This window comes from Streptomyces sp. NPDC048057, from assembly GCF_040653095.1.
Taxonomy (GTDB): Bacteria; Actinomycetota; Actinomycetes; order Streptomycetales; family Streptomycetaceae; genus Streptomyces.
The window spans coordinates 196,665-215,888 of sequence record NZ_JBEZNF010000007.1 but is presented as its reverse complement, the minus strand read 5'-3'; the positions used below and the strand labels follow the sequence as shown (position 1 = coordinate 215,888).

15 protein-coding genes and 1 pseudogene are annotated in these 19,224 nt (G+C 67.1%); 7 read left to right on the top strand and 9 right to left on the bottom strand.

Annotated elements, in window-relative coordinates:
• Positions 1-70: 70 nt before the first annotated feature.
• Positions 71-1,282: a DUF4190 domain-containing protein gene (locus tag AB0E05_RS10490; RefSeq protein ID WP_361961424.1), complete on the bottom strand. Its 1,212-nt coding sequence runs from the start codon at positions 1,280-1,282 to the stop codon at positions 71-73.
• A gap of 220 nt (positions 1,283-1,502) precedes the next feature.
• On the opposite strand from AB0E05_RS10490, the gene AB0E05_RS10485 reads away from it, so the two are divergent.
• The 6 genes and pseudogenes from AB0E05_RS10485 to AB0E05_RS10460 all read left to right on the top strand — a co-directional run bounded on the left by AB0E05_RS10485 (position 1,503) and on the right by AB0E05_RS10460 (position 6,005).
• Positions 1,503-1,850, top strand: coding sequence for a DUF4326 domain-containing protein (locus tag AB0E05_RS10485; protein ID WP_361961422.1), 348 nt, complete (start codon positions 1,503-1,505; stop codon positions 1,848-1,850).
• A 96-nt stretch (positions 1,851-1,946) separates the two neighbouring features.
• Positions 1,947-2,810, top strand: coding sequence for a putative RNA methyltransferase (locus tag AB0E05_RS10480; RefSeq protein ID WP_361961420.1), 864 nt, complete (start codon positions 1,947-1,949; stop codon positions 2,808-2,810).
• A gap of 261 nt (positions 2,811-3,071) precedes the next feature.
• Positions 3,072-3,200, top strand: a complete 129-nt coding sequence (locus AB0E05_RS10475) for a DUF6408 family protein (protein WP_361961418.1) — start codon at positions 3,072-3,074, stop codon at positions 3,198-3,200.
• Positions 3,201-3,368: 168 nt separating this feature from the next.
• A pseudogene (locus AB0E05_RS10470) lies at positions 3,369-5,022 on the top strand (DNA/RNA helicase domain-containing protein).
• Positions 5,023-5,325: 303 nt separating this feature from the next.
• Entirely contained in the window at positions 5,326-5,601 is a 276-nt protein-coding gene (locus AB0E05_RS10465) for a hypothetical protein (RefSeq protein ID WP_093675290.1), read from the top strand.
• Positions 5,598-6,005: a PIN domain-containing protein gene (locus AB0E05_RS10460; RefSeq protein WP_361961415.1), complete on the top strand. Its 408-nt coding sequence runs from the start codon at positions 5,598-5,600 to the stop codon at positions 6,003-6,005. The genes AB0E05_RS10465 and AB0E05_RS10460 overlap by 4 nt, the downstream gene beginning before the upstream one ends.
• A 215-nt stretch (positions 6,006-6,220) precedes the next feature.
• Here AB0E05_RS10460 and AB0E05_RS10455 read toward each other — a convergent pair whose 3' ends face one another.
• The 6 genes from AB0E05_RS10455 to ychF form a co-directional block, all read right to left on the bottom strand.
• Positions 6,221-7,249 (bottom strand): hypothetical protein, encoded by a 1,029-nt coding sequence (locus AB0E05_RS10455; protein WP_361961413.1) that lies wholly within the window; start codon positions 7,247-7,249, stop codon positions 6,221-6,223.
• Positions 7,246-8,526 (bottom strand): CHAT domain-containing protein, encoded by a 1,281-nt coding sequence (locus tag AB0E05_RS10450; RefSeq protein ID WP_361961411.1) that lies wholly within the window; start codon positions 8,524-8,526, stop codon positions 7,246-7,248. Before AB0E05_RS10450 ends, AB0E05_RS10455 begins: the two co-directional genes overlap by 4 nt.
• A gap of 3 nt (positions 8,527-8,529) precedes the next feature.
• A complete protein-coding gene (locus AB0E05_RS10445; RefSeq protein ID WP_361961409.1) occupies positions 8,530-12,105 on the bottom strand; it encodes a type I restriction endonuclease in 3,576 nt (1,191 codons plus the stop codon).
• Positions 12,105-13,208 (bottom strand): restriction endonuclease subunit S, encoded by a 1,104-nt coding sequence (locus tag AB0E05_RS10440; RefSeq protein ID WP_361961407.1) that lies wholly within the window; start codon positions 13,206-13,208, stop codon positions 12,105-12,107. Before AB0E05_RS10440 ends, AB0E05_RS10445 begins: the two co-directional genes overlap by 1 nt.
• 131 nt (positions 13,209-13,339) lie before the next feature.
• On the bottom strand, positions 13,340-15,085 hold the full coding sequence (locus AB0E05_RS10435) for a class I SAM-dependent DNA methyltransferase (RefSeq protein WP_361961405.1): 1,746 nt from the start codon (positions 15,083-15,085) through the stop codon (positions 13,340-13,342).
• 289 nt (positions 15,086-15,374) lie between these two features.
• Positions 15,375-16,463 (bottom strand): redox-regulated ATPase YchF, encoded by a 1,089-nt coding sequence (gene ychF / locus AB0E05_RS10430; RefSeq protein WP_361961402.1) that lies wholly within the window; start codon positions 16,461-16,463, stop codon positions 15,375-15,377.
• Between the two features lie 255 nt (positions 16,464-16,718).
• On the opposite strand from ychF, the gene AB0E05_RS10425 reads away from it, so the two are divergent.
• Complete coding sequence (locus AB0E05_RS10425) at positions 16,719-17,303, top strand: DUF6542 domain-containing protein (protein ID WP_361961400.1); 585 nt, start codon at positions 16,719-16,721, stop codon at positions 17,301-17,303.
• A gap of 9 nt (positions 17,304-17,312) precedes the next feature.
• Here the strand turns inward: AB0E05_RS10425 and ppgK are convergent, their stop codons facing one another.
• Entirely contained in the window at positions 17,313-18,062 is a 750-nt protein-coding gene (gene ppgK, locus AB0E05_RS10420; protein WP_361961398.1) for a polyphosphate--glucose phosphotransferase, read from the bottom strand.
• A gap of 52 nt (positions 18,063-18,114) precedes the next feature.
• Positions 18,115-19,119 carry a 4-hydroxy-3-methylbut-2-enyl diphosphate reductase gene (locus AB0E05_RS10415; protein WP_361961395.1) on the bottom strand — a complete coding sequence of 335 codons (1,005 nt, stop codon included), beginning with the start codon at positions 19,117-19,119 and terminating at the stop codon, positions 18,115-18,117.
• Positions 19,120-19,224 lie beyond the last annotated feature (105 nt).

Below are 19,224 nucleotides of genomic sequence, written 5' to 3'. Positions count from 1 at the left end.
TCAGTGGGCGACTTCAACACGAGGCCGGGCCGGTGGGCCGGGGCGCCGCCGAGGGCCCGGCCCGACGGCCTCAGACGCGTTCCTCCTGGGCCGGCGCCGTGGTCTCCAGGCCCTTCAGCGCCTTGCGGATGGCGACTTCGGTGTCGGCCTTCAGCGCTTCGTCGGCCGAGTAGATGTGGTCCCAGAAGACCTCTTCGCTGGTGGCCTTCGCAGCCTTGTCCCAGTGCGCGCGCGATGCGTCGAACTGGTCGGCGCGCTGCAGCGCCGTCTTGCGCACGTCGCCCTGCCACGCGTGGCCGCGCAGGGCCTTCGCGGAGTCGGCGAGGGCGCTGGAGGTGTCCTTCGCCCAGGCGCGGTGCAGATGGGCGGCGGCCGTGAACTCGTCCTCGGGCAACCGGAAGCCCGAGCGCAGGAAGCCGTTCTCCGCCTTCAGATAGGCGAGCTGGTCGCCGTTGAGGGTGCTGGCGTCCCGGCGCAGGGAGCCGGTCGTCTTCTCGTTCTTGCTGGTGGAGTAGCCGCAGCTCACCCGGCGGTCGCCCTGCTTCCAGCTCTCGCCGGTGGGGAAGTAGTAGTACGGCTCCATCGACGCGGGGATCGCCCACACGTCCATGGCGTACGCGAAGTCGATCTCCTCGCAGCGCAGTTCGGCCACGGGCGCGAGGGTCTCCTCGCCCGGGTAGTCGTCGTAGCCGGTGATGGTGTATCCGCCGGTGATCTCGGCCTCGTGCGGGCTGTCGCAGTCGATGATCTTGACCTCGGAGACCTCCTTGCCGTCCTTGTCACCGGCGCCGGGGAGGTCGTAGCAGTCGCCCTTGCTCAGGTCCTCGACGGTCCGGTAGCTCGCGACCTCGTCGATCCCCTCCTTGAACCCCTTCCAGAACTCGCCGGCGCCGCCGGTGGCGAAGAAGAGGGTGATCAGGAGCGTGGACACGGTGGAGAGCACGATGCCGCTGATCGCGAGGCCCCGGCCGCGCTGGCCGCGGCGCTTGATCTGCCGCAGGCCGATCAGCCCGAAGACCAGGCCGAGGGGCGGCAGGCAGCAGACGATGCCGGAGATGAGGGAGGCGATGGAGAGGCCGTTGACGGTCGGGGCGACGGGCGGCGCGGGATATCCCGGGAACTGCTGGTACGGGTGGTACGCCGGGTGCTGCCCGGGGACGGGCTGTCCGGGCTGCTGCCCGGGGTACGGTCCGGGCTGCGGCGCCTGCGGCTGCTGGCCCGACTGGGGCTGCTGACCGGGCTGGTCGGGCCCTGGCGGCTTGAAGGGGTCCAAGGGATCCACGGGTGTCCTACTCCTCATCGGGGATGCGCCCGGTTGCCGAGTAGCGCCGGGGAGGGGGCCGGGACCGTCGGGGTGCGGGGAATGCACGGGAATCAGTTCGGAATCGTATAAACAGCGCGCCGTTCGGGGTACGGCGGGGCGCGACGAATTCCCCGGCCCGCCCCGCCAAGAGGCCCCGCCGCGGTGGCGCGCCGCCCGCCCCTCGCCGAGGATCCGTTCCATGGCACCAGCACGCCCGAAAACCACGGTGGTCAACCTGAAGGGCCACCGCGACGACCCCGCGTACGCCGACGTCGTCTACGTGGGCCGCGCGATGCACCGCGGCGGCTGGCACCTCGACGGCTCCCCGCTGTCCTGCCCGTGGCGCCCGGGCCGCGACGGCACCCGGGCGGAGGTCATGGCCCGCTACCGCGACTACCTGCTCGCCCGCCCCGACCTGCTGGCGCACCTCCCCGCGCTGCGGGGCCGTCGGCTCGGCTGCTGGTGCGTCCCCGAGCAGTGCCATGCGGAGGTCATCGCGGAGCTGGCGGACGCGGGTTACGGGGCCGCCGGGACGCAGTCAAAATGATGATCGCCCCGGCAGTACCCTTGGGTAACGGCCCGTACGCCTCCCGGCGAGCGCAGGCGGCGTGCCGCGGCCCACCCCGCGGAGGAGCGACCACAGATGCCGACAGCACCGCCCACCGCGCTCGACCGGATGCTCTCGGTCCTGCTGTGCCCCGTGTGTTCGGCCCCCCTCGAAGCGGTCGAGCGCACGCTGCGGTGCCCGGCCCGCCACTCCTTCGACATCGCCCGCCAGGGCTACGTCGGCCTGCTCACCGGCCACCGCGGCCCGGCGACCGCGGACTCCCCCGCGATGGTCCGCGCCCGCACCGCCTTCCTGGACGCCGGCCACTACGCCCCGCTCGCGGCAGCCCTCGCCACCCGCGCCGCCGCCCTCGCCCCCACCCCCGACGCCACGATCCTGGACGCCGGCACCGGCACCGGCCACTACCTGGCCGCGGTCCTCGACGCCCTCCCCTCGGCAACGGGCCTGGGCCTCGACACCTCCTCCCACGCCCTGCGCTCCACCGCCCGCATCCACCCCCGCGCGGCAGCGGCCACCTGGGACGTCTGGCGCCCCCTCCCCCTCCGCCCCGACTCCGTCCACCTCCTCCTCAACGTCTTCGCCCCCCGCAACGCCCCCGAGTTCCACCGCGTCCTCCACCCCACCGGCACCCTCCTCGTGGTCACCCCCACCCCCACCCACCTCCAAGAACTCCGCACCAGCCTCAACCTCCTGAACGTCGACCCGGCAAAGGAGGACCGCCTGCACCAAACGCTCTCCGCGACCTTCCGCCGTGAAGCCACCCAGACGCTGGAGTACGTCGCCCCCCTCGCCACGGCGGACGTCCTCAACCTGGTGACGATGACCCCCTCGGCCCACCACATCTCCCCCGACGCCCTCCGCACCCGGGCCGCCGCCCTGCCGAACCCGCAGCCGGTGACGTTCTCCTTCACGGTGTCGACGTTCCGACCGCTCAGTTAGCGACCGATCGTTACCAGGCCGTGCGTCCCTCACTTGTGTAGCGGTGCAACAGTTGCGGCCCGGCCACGGTGTTGACTCCTTGACCACCGCGCCCAGTCGTCCGTTGACGTGAGCCACTACCACGTGCCCTTCCCGGAGGAGTTGCGCGGCACGGCCTGCGAAGACGTAGGTCCTTCGGTTCGGTGACGCGGACCACGGTGCGTTCCCGGCGGGAGCCAGCCGGCGTCCGTCACCGGTCACAGCCGAAGGGGACGGATTCGTATGGCTACCGTCGAGCACACGCCCGAGCACCGCACCCGGGTCCGCGACGTCCTGGTGGGCGTCACGGCGGGCTTCTGCTCGAACCTGATGTGGGTGCTCGTGCAGGTCGTGGTGCACCGCTTCGGCTGAGCCGGGGCGGCGGGGTGGGCCTCCGGGGCCCGCCCTCACCCCGTCCCGTCCCGGGTTAGCCTACGGTCGTCATTGCGGCCCGCCGGGCTTCCGCTCCGCTCCGGCGGAGTCACGAAGGACACGCCCCCACCCGCACGAGTTCTTCCGTGCTGCCTGGGGGGGCATGCCTTGCTGTTCCGCGACTCCGCCGCAGCGGTCGCCGCAGAGTGTCTCTCCGGCGCTCTCGTCCTTCGCCTGACGGAGCATTTCGTCCATGTGCACGGCCATCGGCCGAGTTCGTCCGAGGTCCGCTCGTGGGAGCGGAGCGTCCCGGTGCTCGCGAACGCGCTCTACGAAGCGGGACTCGGGCAGGTGGAGATGCTCCTGGAGTACGGGCTGCCGCTCACCAGCAGCGGGCGGACGCCGTGCTGGCCGGCGTGCATCCGCAGACGGGCCTGCCTCGTACGTCGTCGTGGAACTGAAGCGGTGGAGCAGCGCCGAGCAGGACGACGACGATCCGTCGCTGTGCCGCATCGACGCGTACGCCCGGGCCGTGCTGAACCCCGTCAACCAGGTACGCGGCTACTGTGAGCACATCGTCTCCTTCAACGGAGCGCTGGCCGAGCACCCGGAACGCATCAGCGGCGCCGCGTATCTCCACAACGCCACCGAGTTCGGAGTCGGCGGGCTCTTCGAAGTCGAGCAGGACCAACACGGTCAACTCTTCATCGGTGCGCGGCGCGGAGAGTACATCGACTTCCTGCGGGCACGGCTCGGGACAGGATCCGGCGCCTCGGCCGCGGACGAACTCATCGCCGGAAAGGTCGGGCCGTCCAAGCAGCTCATGGCAGTGGCCGCCCAGGAGGTCCACGAACGCGAGCAGTTCATCCTGCTGGACGAGCAGCAAATCGCGTACCGCACGGTCCTCAACGCTGTCCGCCGCGCCAAGCAGTCCGACCACAAGGAGGTCATGATCGTCACACGGGCGGGCCCGGCACGGGCAAGAGCGTCATCGCCCTGTCGCTCCTCGGCGAGTTGTACCGGCAGGGTTCCACCGCACTGCACGCAACCGGTTCGGGTTCCTTCACCACGACCATGAGGAAGGTCGCCGGTGCCCGGAAGCGCGAGGTGCAGAACCTGTTCAAGTACTTCAACAGCTACATGACGGCGGAGCGCAACGCTCTCGACGTCCTTGTCTGCGACGAGGCCCACCGCATCCGGGAGACGTCCGCCGACCGCTACACGCGGGCGGCGAACCGCACCGGCAAGGCACAAGGTTGAGGAACTCATCGACGCCGCGCGCGTCCCGGTGTTCCTGTTGGACGAGCACCAGGTCGTCCGCCCCGGCGAGATGGGCACGGTCGCGGAGATCGAGGCGGCTGCCGCGCGCAAGGGCCTCGCCTGTCAGGTGGTGGCGCTGGACAGCCAGTTCCGGTGCGGTGGTAGCGAGGCGTACGTGCAGTGGGTCGTGCGCCTGCTGGGGCTCGTGGACGGTGGTCCCGTGACCTGGGAGCCCGACGACAAGATGCAACTGCTGGTCGCGGACAGCCCCTGGGAGATGGAGGCCCTCCTTGAGGAGCGCCGGTCACAGGGCTACAGCGCGCGCATGTCCGCGGGCTACTGCTGGAAGTGGACGAAGGTGTCCCCTGGGCAGAAACTGCTCGCCGACGTGGTCATCGGGGACTGGGCACGGCCCTGGAACGTCTACGGGGAGTGGGCCGTCGGGGGTGCGCCTCCCGCCGCCTTGGGAATAATCGGCACGGTGGTGTACTCGACCGACGCCGAGACCCGCGAGAAGCTGCGGGAGCTGATCGGCTCGACGGCAAGCCTCGCCGTGGTGTGATCGACGCCCCGGCACGGGGAACAGAGGGGGCCGGCTCCGGGCGGAGCCGGCCCCCGTCGATCTACGGGTGCGCAGGTTCAGGACGCGCTATCGAGCCGTCCGCTCACACGTTGAAGCGGAACTCCACCACACCCGGTCTGACCTGCGGTTATGTGGGCGCATCCCAGCACCACCCCAGCACGGGATCCACTGCAAAGTACAAGAAGATCCAGAAACGCCAAGACTACGCATCAACGCCCGCCCCGGATACAGACCGCGCAGCAGTCCAGACGCTGTAATAGTTTCTGTACTAGACTTGCGGCCATGAAATCATCCCGCCCCGGTGGCACGGAGAACGTCTCCGTGTCGATGCCCTCCGAACTCCTCGGTGCCCTGCGCACTCGTACCGGTAAGCGCGGCGTGTCCGCATACGTGACGGCGGCGGTCCGGCATCAGCTCGCCATGGACGGCCTCGCCGAAATCGTGGCTGCCTACGAAGCCGAGCACGAGCCGCTGAGCGATGCCGAGGTCCACGCTGCCCAGAGCGAACTGTTTGGTGACGCACCGGCGCCCTACGCGTCGAACGACAGCGCCGCATGAAGGAGCCCGCGGCCAGGTCCCTGGTGCTCGACTCCCAGGCACTGTCGCTACTGCTGCGCAACGACCGCCAGATGATCACCCGGGTCGAGGCCGCTCGACGCGTGGGCGTGCCTGTCCTCGTGTCGGCCCTGACGGTGGTGGAGGCCGTGTACGGGAAGACGGATACCGCCCGGCTGCGCTGGCTGCTCTCGCGCCTTCAGGTCCAAGACGTCACCCAGGCGGACAGCCTCACCGCTGTGCAGCTACTGAGCGACGCCGGCGGCCTACACGGCCACAAGTACGCCATCGACGCCCTCGTCGCCGCGATGGCGCTCCGCTCCCCGGCACCCGTCCTCGTACTGACCTCAGACCGCGACGACTGGTCGAAACTGTGCGGCGACCGCGTACAGATCAAGGATGTCTGACCTCGGCGTTCACTCAGCTTGAATCGCGCTGTCTCGCCGACCCCGCGGCTGGGCCCAACGAACCCCGTGGGGTCATTGTGAAGGGCCCGGGAGGGTCAAGGCTGAGTGAGCGGTTCCATGGTCGGCTCCGCGAGACGTAGCGGATGAGCGGTGGCGGCGTACACAAGTTGCCCGACGGTGCAGTCCTCTGGCGATGGGGACCGTGGACCGTCTGCTCAGCGTGAGTAGTCCGCGAGGGTGAGTAGCAGGTGTGCCGACTCAGCGCGCACGTGATCGGAATGGGCACCTGCCGGATTGAGGTGGCGCCCTCGTACAAATACGTCGGAGGCGTCGATGTTGACGAAACGGTGGTCGAGCGCGGAGTGCGGATACCGGTCGTCGAGTGGCAACAGGGTTGTGGTGAACATGGGTGCGGGGGCAGGACCAATTCCGGAGTGCCCGATGCCAGGTTGCTGCTCGGCTCGCAAGTGCCAAAACCCCGTCGCCCGGTCGTGACGGGAGTATGTGGCGACGATGGGCCCCCTCAGCGGAGCGCCGTCATGCGCCTCGCTCGGCAGGATGTTCGGAAAGAGCGAGAGGAACGCGTCCCGGCGTGCGGCCATCTGGAATAGCAGCATGCTGTCGGCGGTAAACGGGCGCGATGGCGAGTGGTCCGGCACGCTCCAGCCGAGTGTGTCCACGAGGTCGGCGTCTGCCGACCATTGGACCGCCTCGCACAGGAAGCGGCAGCCGAATGAGTGCCCGACGAGGTGGAGGTACTGACCGTCTCGGTTGGCGAGCACGGGCGCTGCTTCGGGGTCGGCGCGCTCGGCGTCCAAATACCCGAGGAGCCGGCCCAGGATGTGGGCGGCGTGGCCTCCTCCGTCGCGTGCACCCATAGCGTGTGCCCGGTCCCGGATCCTGCGGTAGCCGGTGGGGGTGACCAGGCTGGAGGATGGCCAGCGCACGACGACACACCATGGGCTGAAGCCCTTGGCCGCTAGCGTTGGATACCGGTCCGGAGCTGTCTCCAGGACCCCATCCATCAGAACCAACAGTCGCTCGGCGGTGCGGTAGGCGGAGTCGGGTGAGGTCTGCCAACCGTGGACATAGACGAGTATGTCCGTCGCCCAGACAGGCGGGGCGAGGTGCTCCGCGAAGTAATGGCGCAGCCTGGCCTCGGGCACAGGCTCACCCGTGTCAGCGTCGAGCAGCCAGCCCGTCGCGTCCAGGTCGACAACCTCCACCGTGCCGACACGGCTCACGCCTCGCCTCCCCTTGTCCGCTCCAGACGAGCATCCATGCCGCAGTGCAGACCGTAGGCGAACCCCAAGGGATTTCGGTATCGGGCGGCGAAGTCCCGGGCCAACTCACGAGTGATCTGGCCAGCGGTCGCCGCCCCGCGAAGGTAGCGGGTGACGAACTCGAGCGCGTACTCGGCGGCAAACGCCTGCGGCATCGCGATTTGCGGCCCGAGCACGCCTTGCGCGCCGTGCTCGATCAGCATGCTCCCAAGGAACGCTCGGTCCGCACTCGCCGCGGAGACTCCGGTGTGGCAGGCGTTGAGTAGGACAAGCGGTCGGAAGCAACCGTGCCGGTAGTTGGCCCGTAGCTCACGTACGGTGTGGCCGTCGATGGGGGCTCCGTCGGTGAGCTTGATGACCAGGGTCGGGGGTTCGGGAGGGTTGCTGACGAAGTCTCCGTGGCACCAGAAGTACATCAACTGCTCGTCCAGCTCCGGCTTCTCCAGATCGCGGGCGAGGTCCTCATAGGTCGTTCGTACGGTGTACTCCGTGCCGGCCGCCAGTGCCTTCGCGACTTCATCCGCACGGGTGGCACTGCCCACGTGGACGTCGTGGTTCAGGCTGACCGAGGGCCGTTCGTGGGCTGCTCCGGGCGGCCCGATCCACGCGTAGGCATCACTGGTGTGCTCGATCTGATGCCGATGGCCGAGGAAGCGAGTGAAGAGAACCTCCAAGGTTGCAGGCGCGGTGGAATCTTCGGGTGTGCACAGCAACGGCCAGGGCAGATGTAGTTCGGAGTCGAACCGTACCCGCAGCCCCTCCTGGGACAAGGCCGAACGCAGGGAGTTGCGGAATATCTTGGTCGGTTCGTCGTCACCGCGCAGCAGAGTGCTGAACAGCAGTGTTTCCCCGCTTCGAGCCAGGTCGGCCACTATCCGGCGCAGCTCCTCCTCAGGTTCGGCACTGAGGTCCGCGGACGTTGCGTACGGGCGCCGTCGACCCTGTACAGAGCGACCCAGGTCGTCGACTGGCTGGAAGTCAACGAACTGTGTTTTCCATCGGGCACGGAGCCGGGCCGCCGCCCCATGGACCTCATCGGGCGTGGCATGCAGGTCAACCTTATGTTCGGTGCCGTGGAGTGCCGGAACGGCCGATCCTGACATCCGCGCCCTGATCCGGCCTCCGCCGAGAACGTCGAAGCTGACGAGGAGATCGGGAGCCTGCGTCGTCAGGTGCGGCAGGAAGCGGAAGCCGTCGCTGGGGTCCTGAACAATGCGGGTGGTCAATTCACGGGGCATCGGTCAGGCCCTCCCCGTGCGTGGCCGCAGCTGTCTATTCCCCGACCCAGTGGACTTCGGCTCCGTGATGGACAGGTCGGATTCCACCTGCTGCAAGACGGTGCCTGTGTCGTGATGCACCAGGGTGAACCGGATCCGGTGCGTACCGGGCTCCAGGGCCGTGAAGCGGAACTGCTCGGATTCGGCATCTCCAGGGTGGTACGCCATTGTGGCAGGGGCGACATCCGCGCTGCTCAACGGCACGGCCACGATGTCCAGCGCGGGCCGCGCACCCGGGCGGGCCCATGGATGCTGGGGCTCAGCGATCAGCTTCAGTGTCACGTGTACTGGAGTCCCCGCACTGGGGTTGTCGTCCAAGAGCGTCAGATGCGCGCGGCAGCGTGGCGGTGCCGAAAGCGCCGGAGGAACCACGTCAACATCAACCACGCGGTTGGCGACTGCGTAGGGGACGACCGCTGCTTCGTAGAAGGCATCCGCGAGCGCAACGATGATCGAGTTGATCGCCGGCCCATCGGTGAAGAAGTAGTCAGCCATCGTGTTGTGGGCGTCCTGGTTTTCTGCGACTGCCTCCGTGACGGCGGCTTGGAAGTCCTGTGACTCCAGGAACTGCTTCTTCGAGTTCACCTTGGTCTGCTGGACCAGGTTCGGGTCGGCGAGCAGCCGCTGCACGAGGCCCTGCACGAACTCCCGGATCTGGGAGGCGGCGAACGTTTCGGCGCCGAAGAGGTCGTTCATCTTGTCTATGACGACCTGAAGCGCGACGTACTTGGGATCCTTCTTCGCGCCCGTGCCGGCCGCGCTGATGCCCTTCAGTTGTCCGTCGCCCACCAGCGAGATGTCGACCGGAGCCGCCTTGGTGTGCTTGACCCCGACCAGCACCACGTCGGAGAGGTCTACGTCGGCCGCCCAGGCGGACTCGGCGATCACCTTCTCCAGCAGGCGCAGGAAGATCGAGAGCATCTCCATGTAGGGATCGCCGTAGTCGACGATCTGGGACATGAAGTCGTAGAGCCGTACGTAGGTGGATACGTCTTTTCGGAACAGGTCGAGCTCCTGGAGCTTTACCTGGTCTTCCTCCTCGATCGCGCGCGCGTAGCGGCGCCGGAAGTCGTGCTGTGCCGGGCTGATCGCTGCCGAGAGAGCGTTGTTACCCTTCCGCGTCACCCACAATTCGGCGACCTTGCGGACGTCGTCCTCGGTGTAGATCCCGGCCTGGGCTAGCTTGTTGGCCAGATGGACAACAACGTACGGGTCGGTCTCGGTCTCCAGGGTCGCATTCTTGAAGTACGGCTCGAAGGCCGCTTTGATGTCCTCGGGCTTGTTGGCGAAGTCGATGACGAACGTCTTGCGCTTCTGCTCCCCGCCCGCGGTGCGGTGGGTGCGGTTGAGGCGCGAGAGCGTCTGCACCGCGGTGACCCCTGGCAGCTTCTTGTCGACGTACATCGCCGAGAGCAAGGGCTGGTCGAAGCCGGTCTGGAACTTGTTGGCGACCAGCATGACCTTGTACGTGTCACCCTTGAACGCTGCCGCCAGATCAGCCCCGGCGCCGGGGTTCATATTGGCCTCGGTGAACTCGTCGTCCTTCGATGGCTGCGGACCCCAGTCCCTGTGCCAGGTCTCGTCCTCGGGTATCGCCACCCCGCCCGAAAAGGCCACGAGGGTGCGGTAGTTGTACGAGGCGTCCTCGGCGCGACGCTTGGCGATGTACGCATCTATTGCCAGCTTGTACTTCACCGCAGACCTGCGCGAGCCGGTGACCACCATCGCCTTCGCCTTGCCTTCGAGGAGGTAGGCGACGTTGGCGTGGAAGTGCTCGACGATGATCTGTACCTTCTGGCTGATGTTCGTCGGGTGGAGCTGCACCCACTTCATCAGCCCCTTGCGGGCGGTAGCCTCCTCGACCTCCTTTCTCCCGTCACCACTCTCGGCCTTGCCAGCGATCTTCAGCGCGGTGTCATAGTGCTGGTAGCCCTTGAGGACGTCGAGGATGTAGCCCTCCTCGATCGCCTGCTTCATCGAGTACAGATGGAACTCGCGCGGCTTGCCATCGGGGCCCTTGCGGCCGAACAGCTCGAGGGTCTTGCTCTTCGGCGTCGCGGTGAAGGCGAGGTAGGAGATGTTCTCCGATTCGGCTCGCTCGGTCATCTCCGAGGCCAGCACCGACTCCACATCGACCTCGCCGCCCTCCTCGATCTCCGTGATCTCCTCGGCCGTCAGTACCTGCTTCAGCTTCGAGGAGATCTGTCCAGACTGGGAGGAGTGCGCCTCATCAGCGATCACGGCGAAGCGCTTGCCCTTGAGGCCGGCGTCGGTTCGGATCTCTTCCAGCGCATATGGGAAGGTCTGCACCGTCACCGCGATGATGAGCTCGCCGTTTTTCAACGCCTGTGCCAGCAGCCCCGACTTCGACTTTGCGCCGGCCTTGCGGACGTCCTCGGGGCTGATCGTCGCGACAATCTTCTTGTTCCCGTCGATCTGCCGAATCGCATCCTGCAGCTGGGAGTCGAGCACCGTACGGTCCACGACCACGATGACGGAGTCGAAGACCTTCTTGTCCTCGGCGTCATGCAGTCGGGCCAGTCCGTGGGCGGTCCAGGCGATGGTGTTCGTCTTTCCTGACCCAGCCGAGTGCTCGATCAAGTACCGGTGCCCGACACCTTCCTCCTTCACCGCGGCGACGACGCTCGTGACGGCCTCCCACTGGTGGAAGCGCGGGAAGAGCATGCTCGTACGCCGAACCGAGGTGCCGGTGGTGACGTCCCACTCCTCCTTGGTCTGCACGATCATCAGCCGCCCGATGATGTGCAGCCACGCGTGCTTCTCCCAGACGCGTTCCCATAGATATGCCGTCGCCGACCCTCCCTCCGCACCGGGCGGGTTGGCGGCACCGCTGTCGAAGCCGATGTTGAACGGAAGGAAGTGGGTCTCGTCCCCCTCCAGTTTCGTGGTCATGGCCGCCAGGCTGTTGGAGACCGCGAAATGCACCAGCGCCCGGTGACCGAACGACAGCAGCGGCTCCGGGCGCCCGTTCGTCAAAGGATTGCGGCGCCGCTTGTACTGGTTGATCGCCTCGTCCAGCGACTGGGTGAAGTCAGTCTTCAGCTCCACCGTGGCCACCGGGAGCCCGTTGATGAAGAACACCAGATCGATGGTGCGCTGGTCGGCAGTCGAGAAGTGCACCTGCCGCACCACCCGCACCCGCATCGCCTCGTAGTGCGCCGTGGTGGTCGCGTTGAGCGAGGTCTCGGGGCGGAACTGCGCCATCTTCAACCGGCCGCCACCGATGTACTGAACTCCGTTACGGAGGATGTTCAGCGTCCCGCCACCGTGCTCAAGGGGCTTGTCCAGAGCGGCAGTCAGCACGTCGAGGAACTTCGCCTGCGAGCCCGCCGCCTTCAGCGCCTTCTCGTACGCCGGCTTCTGCGTCGCCTTCAGCCACTCGAACAGATCCTCTGGGAACAGCGCTCGCTCACGGTCGTACTCGCCGCCGTCGTGGTCGTTCACCGAGTACAGCCAGCCACGGGCCTCGAGGTACTCGCAGATCTCCTTCTCGAAGGCCGCCTCGTTGTGGTCGGCCATTACGCAGCCTCTCGTACGTCGATCTGCCCCGTGACCGCAGCCGTGATGAGCGCTGCGCGTCGTTCCTGGGAGAGCTCAATGAACCGCTCGGTCTCGGCGATCAGCTGGTCGATCTTGGCAGTCTGTTCGTCGAGATAACCGAGGATCCGGGCTTGCTCATCCAAAGGCGGAACAGCCACGGGAAAGCCGGCGAGAAGCGGTCGCCGCAGCGACTCCATCGTCACGGTGTTGCTGCCAGCGAGTGCGATCGGCCTCAGGAAAGTAGAGAGGTAGTAGTAGAAGTACCGCCCGGCGATTCCGTGGAAATCGGTGAAAACATAGACCCGCTGGTGGGCTTGGAATTTCCCGTCGAAGTAGTGGAAGACCTTGCCGGTCCCACCTTGCCCGTCGCCCGGGGTCATAACAGCCTCGCCGTCGAACGCGTAGGCATTCGATCGCAGAACCTCGCGCCCACGGACAAAGAAGGGGTAGGCGCCGTCCTCGGTGGCATTTCCCGAGTCTTCGTCACCGGTCGTGATGGTGCAGAGATGACGCGTCGGGACCATGTTCCACGCCGACGGAATCGAACCGAGCAATTCGCTACCTGAGGCGCGGAGCGGCGCATCGCTGTCCAACCCGCGCAGCAAGACGGCTCGGACCGCCGATGCCCGCCGCTCATGGAGCATGTCAATCAGCCGCTGCTGCTCCTCGATGAGGGTGTCGATCCGGGCCGTCTCACGGTCAAGGTAGTCGGCGATGGCGCGCTGTTCTTCCAGCGGCGGCACTGGGATCGCCATGCTGAGGAAGACATCGGGATAGATCCGAAGGCGCGACGACCAGATGCCGCGGGAGAGACGAGTCATCTCCATCACGTACGGGGTCGATCGGTAAAGGTAGTCGTAGAACCCAGGACAGAAGGCTGCGTTCGGACGCGGCCTGTACACACCGTACGCAGGGCTCACGATGCCGGCCTGCTTCGAGACGCCGAGCGCCCCCATCCACGCCCACATCGTGTTGATGACGAGATCGCCCGTATCCACAAGGCGGTAGCCATCGAGGCTCTCCGCTGCGGTCATCGTCACGTTCTTCTCTGACCTCGGGGTGATCCCGGTCAGATGCGACACGCTGAGAAGTTCCTCTGCACCTTCGGACGAGACAGACAGTGACTCTGCCAGGAGTTCTTTGTTTCTACTCCAACGCCAGCGGGATGGGACGTTGCCGGCCCAAGCCTGCTCAAGATCAAGCTGCGCTAGTGTCATCCCTCAACCTCCCGCAGCAGATCGAGGATCTTAGCGACCTGCTTCTCCAGGTCGGCGTCGATCTCGGCGAGCGGACGAGGCGGAACGTACTTGTAGAAGTGCCGCGTGAAGGGGATCTCGTACCCCGTCTTGGTCTTGGCCCAGTCGATCCAGGCGTCGGGAACGTGCGGTTTTACCTCCGCGTCGAAGTACGCCTGGATGACTTCGCGCTCCGCTTCCGTGCCGGCGGTCGAGCCGCCGTAGGTGAAGGGCACGTTCTCGGTGTCACGCTTCTTCGAATCGGGCTTCGGGTCACCCTTACGGTTGACGACAGGGTTCCCGTTCTCATCCAGCAGGGGGCGCTCGACGGTGACAGTCCAATAGCCAAACTCGTCGTTGCGCAGCACCTTGGAGAGCTCGGGATCGGCGTCCTCGAAGTCGTCATACAGCCGCAGGACCTTGGCGCGGTCTGCGTTGCTGATCTCGCGTCCCTTGGCTCCGAGGTTCTTGCGCATCTTGGTCCAGAACGACGTGCCGTCGATCAGTTGCACCTTGCCCTCGCGGTCGGGGTGCTTGGTGTTGTCCAGGATCCAGATGTAAGTGGCGATACCGGTGTTGAAGAACATGTTGGTCGGCAGGGCGACGATCGCCTCGACGAGGTCCTTCTCCAGGAGCCACCGGCGAATGTTGGACGGGCCGGACTCAGCGGCACCGTTGAAGAGCGGAGAGCCGTTCATGACGATGCCGACACGGCCGCCGCCATCCTCGGGTGCGCGCATCTTGTGGGCGAGGTGGAGCAGGAAGAGCATCTGCCCGTCGGACGTCGCGGGGAGGCCCGGTGCGAAGCGGCCGTAAGGGCCGGCTGAGTCTCGCTCCGCCTTGACCTCCTTGGCGTATTGCTTCCAGTCCACGCCATAGGGCGGGTTGGACATGCAGTAGTCGAACTGGCGGCGCTCGAAGGCGTCGTCGGTGAGCGTGTTACCGAAGGCGATGTTGGTCGCGTCGTGGCCCTTGGCAAGCAGGTCGGACTTGCAGATGGCGTACGACTGCGGGTTGTACTCCTGGCCATAGAGGCTCAGCTTCGCGTCGGGGTTCTCGGCGAGCAGGTGTTCTTCTGCCAGGGAGAGCATGCCGCCGGTGCCAGCGGTCGGGTCGTACAGAGTTCGGATGATGCCGTCCTCAGTGAGGTCGACATCCTTCTCCGCGAAGAGCAGGTCGACCAGCAGTCGGATCGCGTCGCGCGGCGTGTAGTGGTCGCCGGAGGTCTCGTTCGCTGCCTCGTTGAACTTGCGGATGATGTATTCGAAGGCGTCACCCATGTCGGAGTTCGACACCACATCAGGGTGGAGGTCGACCCTACCGAAGGACTTGACGATCTCTCGCAGGAGCCCGGCCTTCTCCAGGGCCAGGATCTCCTTCTTGAAGTCGAAGTACTCGAACACGTCCACGTCGCTGGAGAACCAGTCGATGTAATCGGCCAAGTTATCCGCCAGCCCGTCCGCGTCGGCCAGCAGGTTCGCGAACGAGTAGTTGGAGGTGTTGTAGAAGGTCCGCCCTGTGGCCTTCTTGACCTCGACCCTGAGCCGGTTCGGGTTCTCGTGCTTCGCAGCCAGCTCCCGTACCACCGCGCGGTCCGGCTCAAGTACGCAGTCGAGCCGTCGCAGGATCGTGAACGGGAGGACCACTGTCCCGTACTGGTTGGGGCGATAGGGGCCCCGAAGTTGGTCAGCGATAGTCCAGATGAAGCTACCGAGCGCGCTCACAAGTTCCTCACGAGAATCGTCTAGCAGTGCCGATTACTTTGCCAGAGCCAGCAGTCGCCGTCCCACGGTTCAGCCACTCACCAGAGCAGAACCCAGCACCGGCACCACATCCACGTCCCAGCACAATCCCAGCACGGTACGGATGACCAGCGATGACGACAGGTGATGAGGGGTCAGCTATCCCAGCACCATCCCAGCACGGGAAAAAACCAAGGGCCCGACCCCGAAGAGTCGGACCCACCCTGACCTGCATGTTTGCCAGATCAGCGACGTGATGATATTTCAGCCGCTACACATTGAAGCGGAACTCCACCACGTCCCCGTCCTTCATCACGTAGTCCTTCCCCTCCATCCGCGCCTTCCCCTTCGCGCGCGCCTCCGCCACCGAGCCCGTCTCCACCAGGTCGGCGAAGGAGATGACCTCCGCCTTGATGAAGCCCTTCTGGAAGTCGGTGTGGATCACGCCCGCCGCCTCGGGGGCCGTCGCGCCCTGCTTGATGGTCCAGGCGCGGGATTCCTTGGGGCCGGCCGTGAGGTAGGTCTGGAGGCCGAGGGTGGCGAAGCCGACGCGGCCGAGGGTGGCGAGGCCGGGCTCTTCCTGGCCCATGGACTGGAGGAGTTCCAGGGCCTCGTCGTCGTCGAGTTCGATCAGTTCGGACTCGATCTTGGCGTTGAGGAAGATCGCCTCGGCGGGGGCGACCAGGGCGCGCTGCTCGTTCTTGAAGTCCTCGTCGACGAGCTCGTCCTCGTCGACGTTGAAGACATAGAGGAAGGGCTTCGTGGTCAGCAGGTGCAGCTCGTGGAGCAGGTCGCCCTGCTCGGTGCCCTTGGTGATGCCGGCGGAGAAGAGGGTCTCGCCGGACTCCAGGATCTTCTGGGCGGACTCGACCGCGGCGAGGACGGCGACCTTCTCCTTCTGGAGGCGGGCCTCCTTCGTCAGGCGGGGGACGGCCTTCTCGACGGACTGGAGGTCGGCGAGGATCAGCTCGGTGTTGATCGTCTCGATGTCGTCCTTCGGGGAGACCTTGCCGTCGACGTGGACGACGTTCTCGTCCTTGAAGGCCCGGATGACCTGGCAGATCGCGTCGGACTCACGGATGTTCGCCAGGAACTTGTTGCCCAGGCCCTCGCCCTCGCTGGCGCCGCGGACGATGCCCGCGATGTCCACGAAGTCGACCGTCGCCGGGAGGATGCGCTCGGAGCCGAAGATCTCGGCGAGCTTGGCGAGGCGCGCGTCGGGGACGCCGACCACGCCGACGTTGGGCTCGATGGTGGCGAACGGGTAGTTGGCCGCCAGCACGTCGTTCTTGGTCAGGGCGTTGAACAGGGTCGACTTGCCGACGTTCGGCAGGCCGACGATTCCGATCGTGAGCGACACGGTGGCGACTTCCTGGGCTGGGAGGGGACTGCATGGACGAGGGATGCTTCGGCCGCACCGGGCCGATCCCCCAGTTTACGGGCCGCGCGGGGGTTTCACGGCCGCGGCCCGGGGCGCTGCGGCACCCGGCCCGGAGCCCTCGTCCGCACGCGCTGCCGTCCGAAGGCGGCTGGTGGAGTCGAACTCTTCGCCAAGGTCGTCCAAAGGGCGTGTCCTGAGCCGGATTCCGCCCCCGTCGCAACCTACGTTGGTCAAGTGGAGCAGCCAAGGACGAGTAACCCCCAGCGCCGCCAGCGGCCCCAGACACCTCCCGCGCAGGGTCCGCTCTCCCCGCAGAGCGCCCTCGCGGACCGTCCCGTCGTGTACGGGGTGCGGCCCGCGCGGTCACAGCGTCCGGTGTCGCCGCTGGTGCTCGCCCTGCGCAAGCTGCCGAGCCCCCGGCTCACCGGGCTGGGCGCGGGGCTGTTCGCGCTGGTCGCGATGGTGCTGCTCGGCGTTGTGGACTGGCTGCTCTTCGACGGCTCCGCGGCGGTCTACGGCGTGCTGTTCCTCCTCGTCAGCGCCCTGACCGCGCTGTGGGTGCGCGAGGCCGACCTGGTCACCGCGCCGATCAGCGTGCCGATCGCGTTCGCCGCCGGGGTCGTGCCGATCTCCGGCGGCGAGGGCGGCATCGGCGGTCAGGTGATGGCCGTGGTGACCGCGCTGGCGGTGCACGCGGGCTGGCTGTACGGCGGCACGCTCGTCGCGGGGCTGATCACCTGCGTGCGGAAGGTGCGCCAGATGGGGCGGCGCAAGCGCCGTGGACGGCCCGCGGCGCCCCCGGTGGGCCGGGGGCGCTAGATACGGTCGTCAGCGCTTCGCGGCGGCCGAGCAGGCCATCGCCGCGCCCACGATCCCCGCGTTGTTCTGGAGCTGCGCCGGCACGATCTCCGCCCGTACGCCCTCGATCAGCGGGAGGAACTTCTCGGCCTTGCGGCTCACGCCGCCGCCGATGACGAACAGCTCCGGCGAGAACAGCATCTCCACGTGCGCCAGGTACTTCTGGACCCGGCGCGCCCAGTGCGGCCAGGACAGGTCGGCGTCCTCCTTGGCCTTGGTGGAGGCGTGGGTCTCGGCGTCGCGGCCGTGCAGCTCCAGATGGCCCAGTTCGGTGTTCGGCACCAGGCGGCCGTCGACGAACAGGGCGCTGCCGATGCCCGTGCCGAAGGTCAGCAGCATCACGGTTCCGCCGCGTCCGCGGCCCGCGCCGAAGGTCATCTCGGCGACGCCCGCCGCGTCCGCGTCGTTGAGCACGGTGACCGCGCTGCCGTCGAGCCGGGAGCTGAGCAGCTTGGCCGCGTCGACGTCGATCCAGCCCTTGTCGACGTTCGCGGCGGTACGGGTGACGCCTCCCGTGACCACGCCGGGGAAGGTGATCCCGACGGGGCCCGTCCAGCCGAAGTGCTGCACCACCTCGGCAACGCCGTCCGCGACCGCGTCGGGCGTCGCCGGGTGCGGGGTCAGGACCTTGTGGCGCTCCTGCGCCAGATCTCCGGCGTCAAGGTCGACGGGAGCGCCCTTGATGCCGGATCCACCGATGTCCACTCCGAAGACGTTCATGGGCACCACGTTACGGTCCCGGCGTCAGGAGCACCCCGTCAGCGGCGCGGGGTCACCCCGCGCTCGGCCCACCGGCCTTGGCCACCAGCTCGGCCGCCTCGGCGCGCAGGTCGCGGCGCAGCTCCTTCGGCAGCGAGAAGGTGATGGACTCCTCGGCGGACTTCACCAGCTCGACGTCCTCGAAGCCACGCTGCGTCAGCCACTCCAGGACGCCCTCGACCAGGACGTCGGGGACGGAGGCGCCGGAGGTGACGCCGATGGTCGACACGCCCTCCAGCCACGCCTCGTCGATCTCGTCGGCGAAGTCGACCAGGTGGGCGTCGCCCGCGCCGGCGCCGAGGGCGACCTCGACGAGACGGACGGAGTTCGAGGAGTTCTTCGAGCCGACGACGATGACCAGGTCGGCTTCCGCGCCCATCTGCTTGACCGCGATCTGGCGGTTCTGCGTGGCGTAGCAGATGTCGTCGCTGGGCGGCGAGATGAGCTGCGGGAACTTCTCCTTGAGCTTGTCGACGGTCTCCATCGTCTCGTCGACGGAGAGGGTGGTCTGGGAGAGCCAGACGACCTTGGACTCGTCGCGCACCTCGACCTTGGCCACGTCGTCCGGGCCGTCGACCAGCGTGATGTGCTCCGGGGCCTCGCCGGAGGTGCCGATGACCTCTTCGTGGCCCTCGTGGCCGATGAGGAGGATGTCGTAGTCCTCGTTGGCGAAGCGGACGGCCTCCTTGTGGACCTTGGTCACCAGCGGGCAGGTCGCGTCGATCGTGGCGAGCTTGCGCTGGGCGGCCTCGTCGTGGACGACGGGGGCGACGCCGTGCGCGGAGAACATCACGATGGAGCCTTCGGGGACCTCCGCCGTCTCGTCGACGAAGATCGCACCTTTCTTCTCCAGGGTCTGCACGACGTACTTGTTGTGGACGATCTCGTGGCGGACGTAGATCGGCGACCCGTACTGCTCAAGGGCCTTCTCGACGGCGATCACGGCACGGTCCACGCCCGCGCAGTAGCCACGGGGAGCGGCGAGCAGGACGCGACGGGCTGGAGGCGTTGCAGTCATGCACCCCATCGTAAGGCCGAGCAGAACAGGCGGGAGATCACCGCTTGGGGAAAGACTGTCTGGGTGTGCGCGGGGTGCCGTGGGCGTCCGCGGGCACGGTGACGA

What these genes read in the sequence shown, in the direction of transcription:
- AB0E05_RS10415 (WP_361961395.1), bottom strand. Translation starts at nt 19,119, where the DNA reads ATGACTGCAACGCCTCCAGCCCGTCGCGTCCTGCTCGCCGCTCCCCGT.
- AB0E05_RS10465 (WP_093675290.1), top strand. Translation starts at nt 5,326, where the DNA reads ATGAAATCATCCCGCCCCGGTGGCACGGAGAACGTCTCCGTGTCGATG.
- AB0E05_RS10450 (WP_361961411.1), bottom strand. Translation starts at nt 8,526, where the DNA reads ATGCCCCGTGAATTGACCACCCGCATTGTTCAGGACCCCAGCGACGGC.
- AB0E05_RS10460 (WP_361961415.1), top strand. Translation starts at nt 5,598, where the DNA reads ATGAAGGAGCCCGCGGCCAGGTCCCTGGTGCTCGACTCCCAGGCACTG.
- AB0E05_RS10485 (WP_361961422.1), top strand. Translation starts at nt 1,503, where the DNA reads ATGGCACCAGCACGCCCGAAAACCACGGTGGTCAACCTGAAGGGCCAC.
- ppgK (WP_361961398.1), bottom strand. Translation starts at nt 18,062, where the DNA reads ATGAACGTCTTCGGAGTGGACATCGGTGGATCCGGCATCAAGGGCGCT.
- AB0E05_RS10480 (WP_361961420.1), top strand. Translation starts at nt 1,947, where the DNA reads ATGCCGACAGCACCGCCCACCGCGCTCGACCGGATGCTCTCGGTCCTG.
- AB0E05_RS10445 (WP_361961409.1), bottom strand. Translation starts at nt 12,105, where the DNA reads ATGGCCGACCACAACGAGGCGGCCTTCGAGAAGGAGATCTGCGAGTAC.
- AB0E05_RS10475 (WP_361961418.1), top strand. Translation starts at nt 3,072, where the DNA reads ATGGCTACCGTCGAGCACACGCCCGAGCACCGCACCCGGGTCCGCGAC.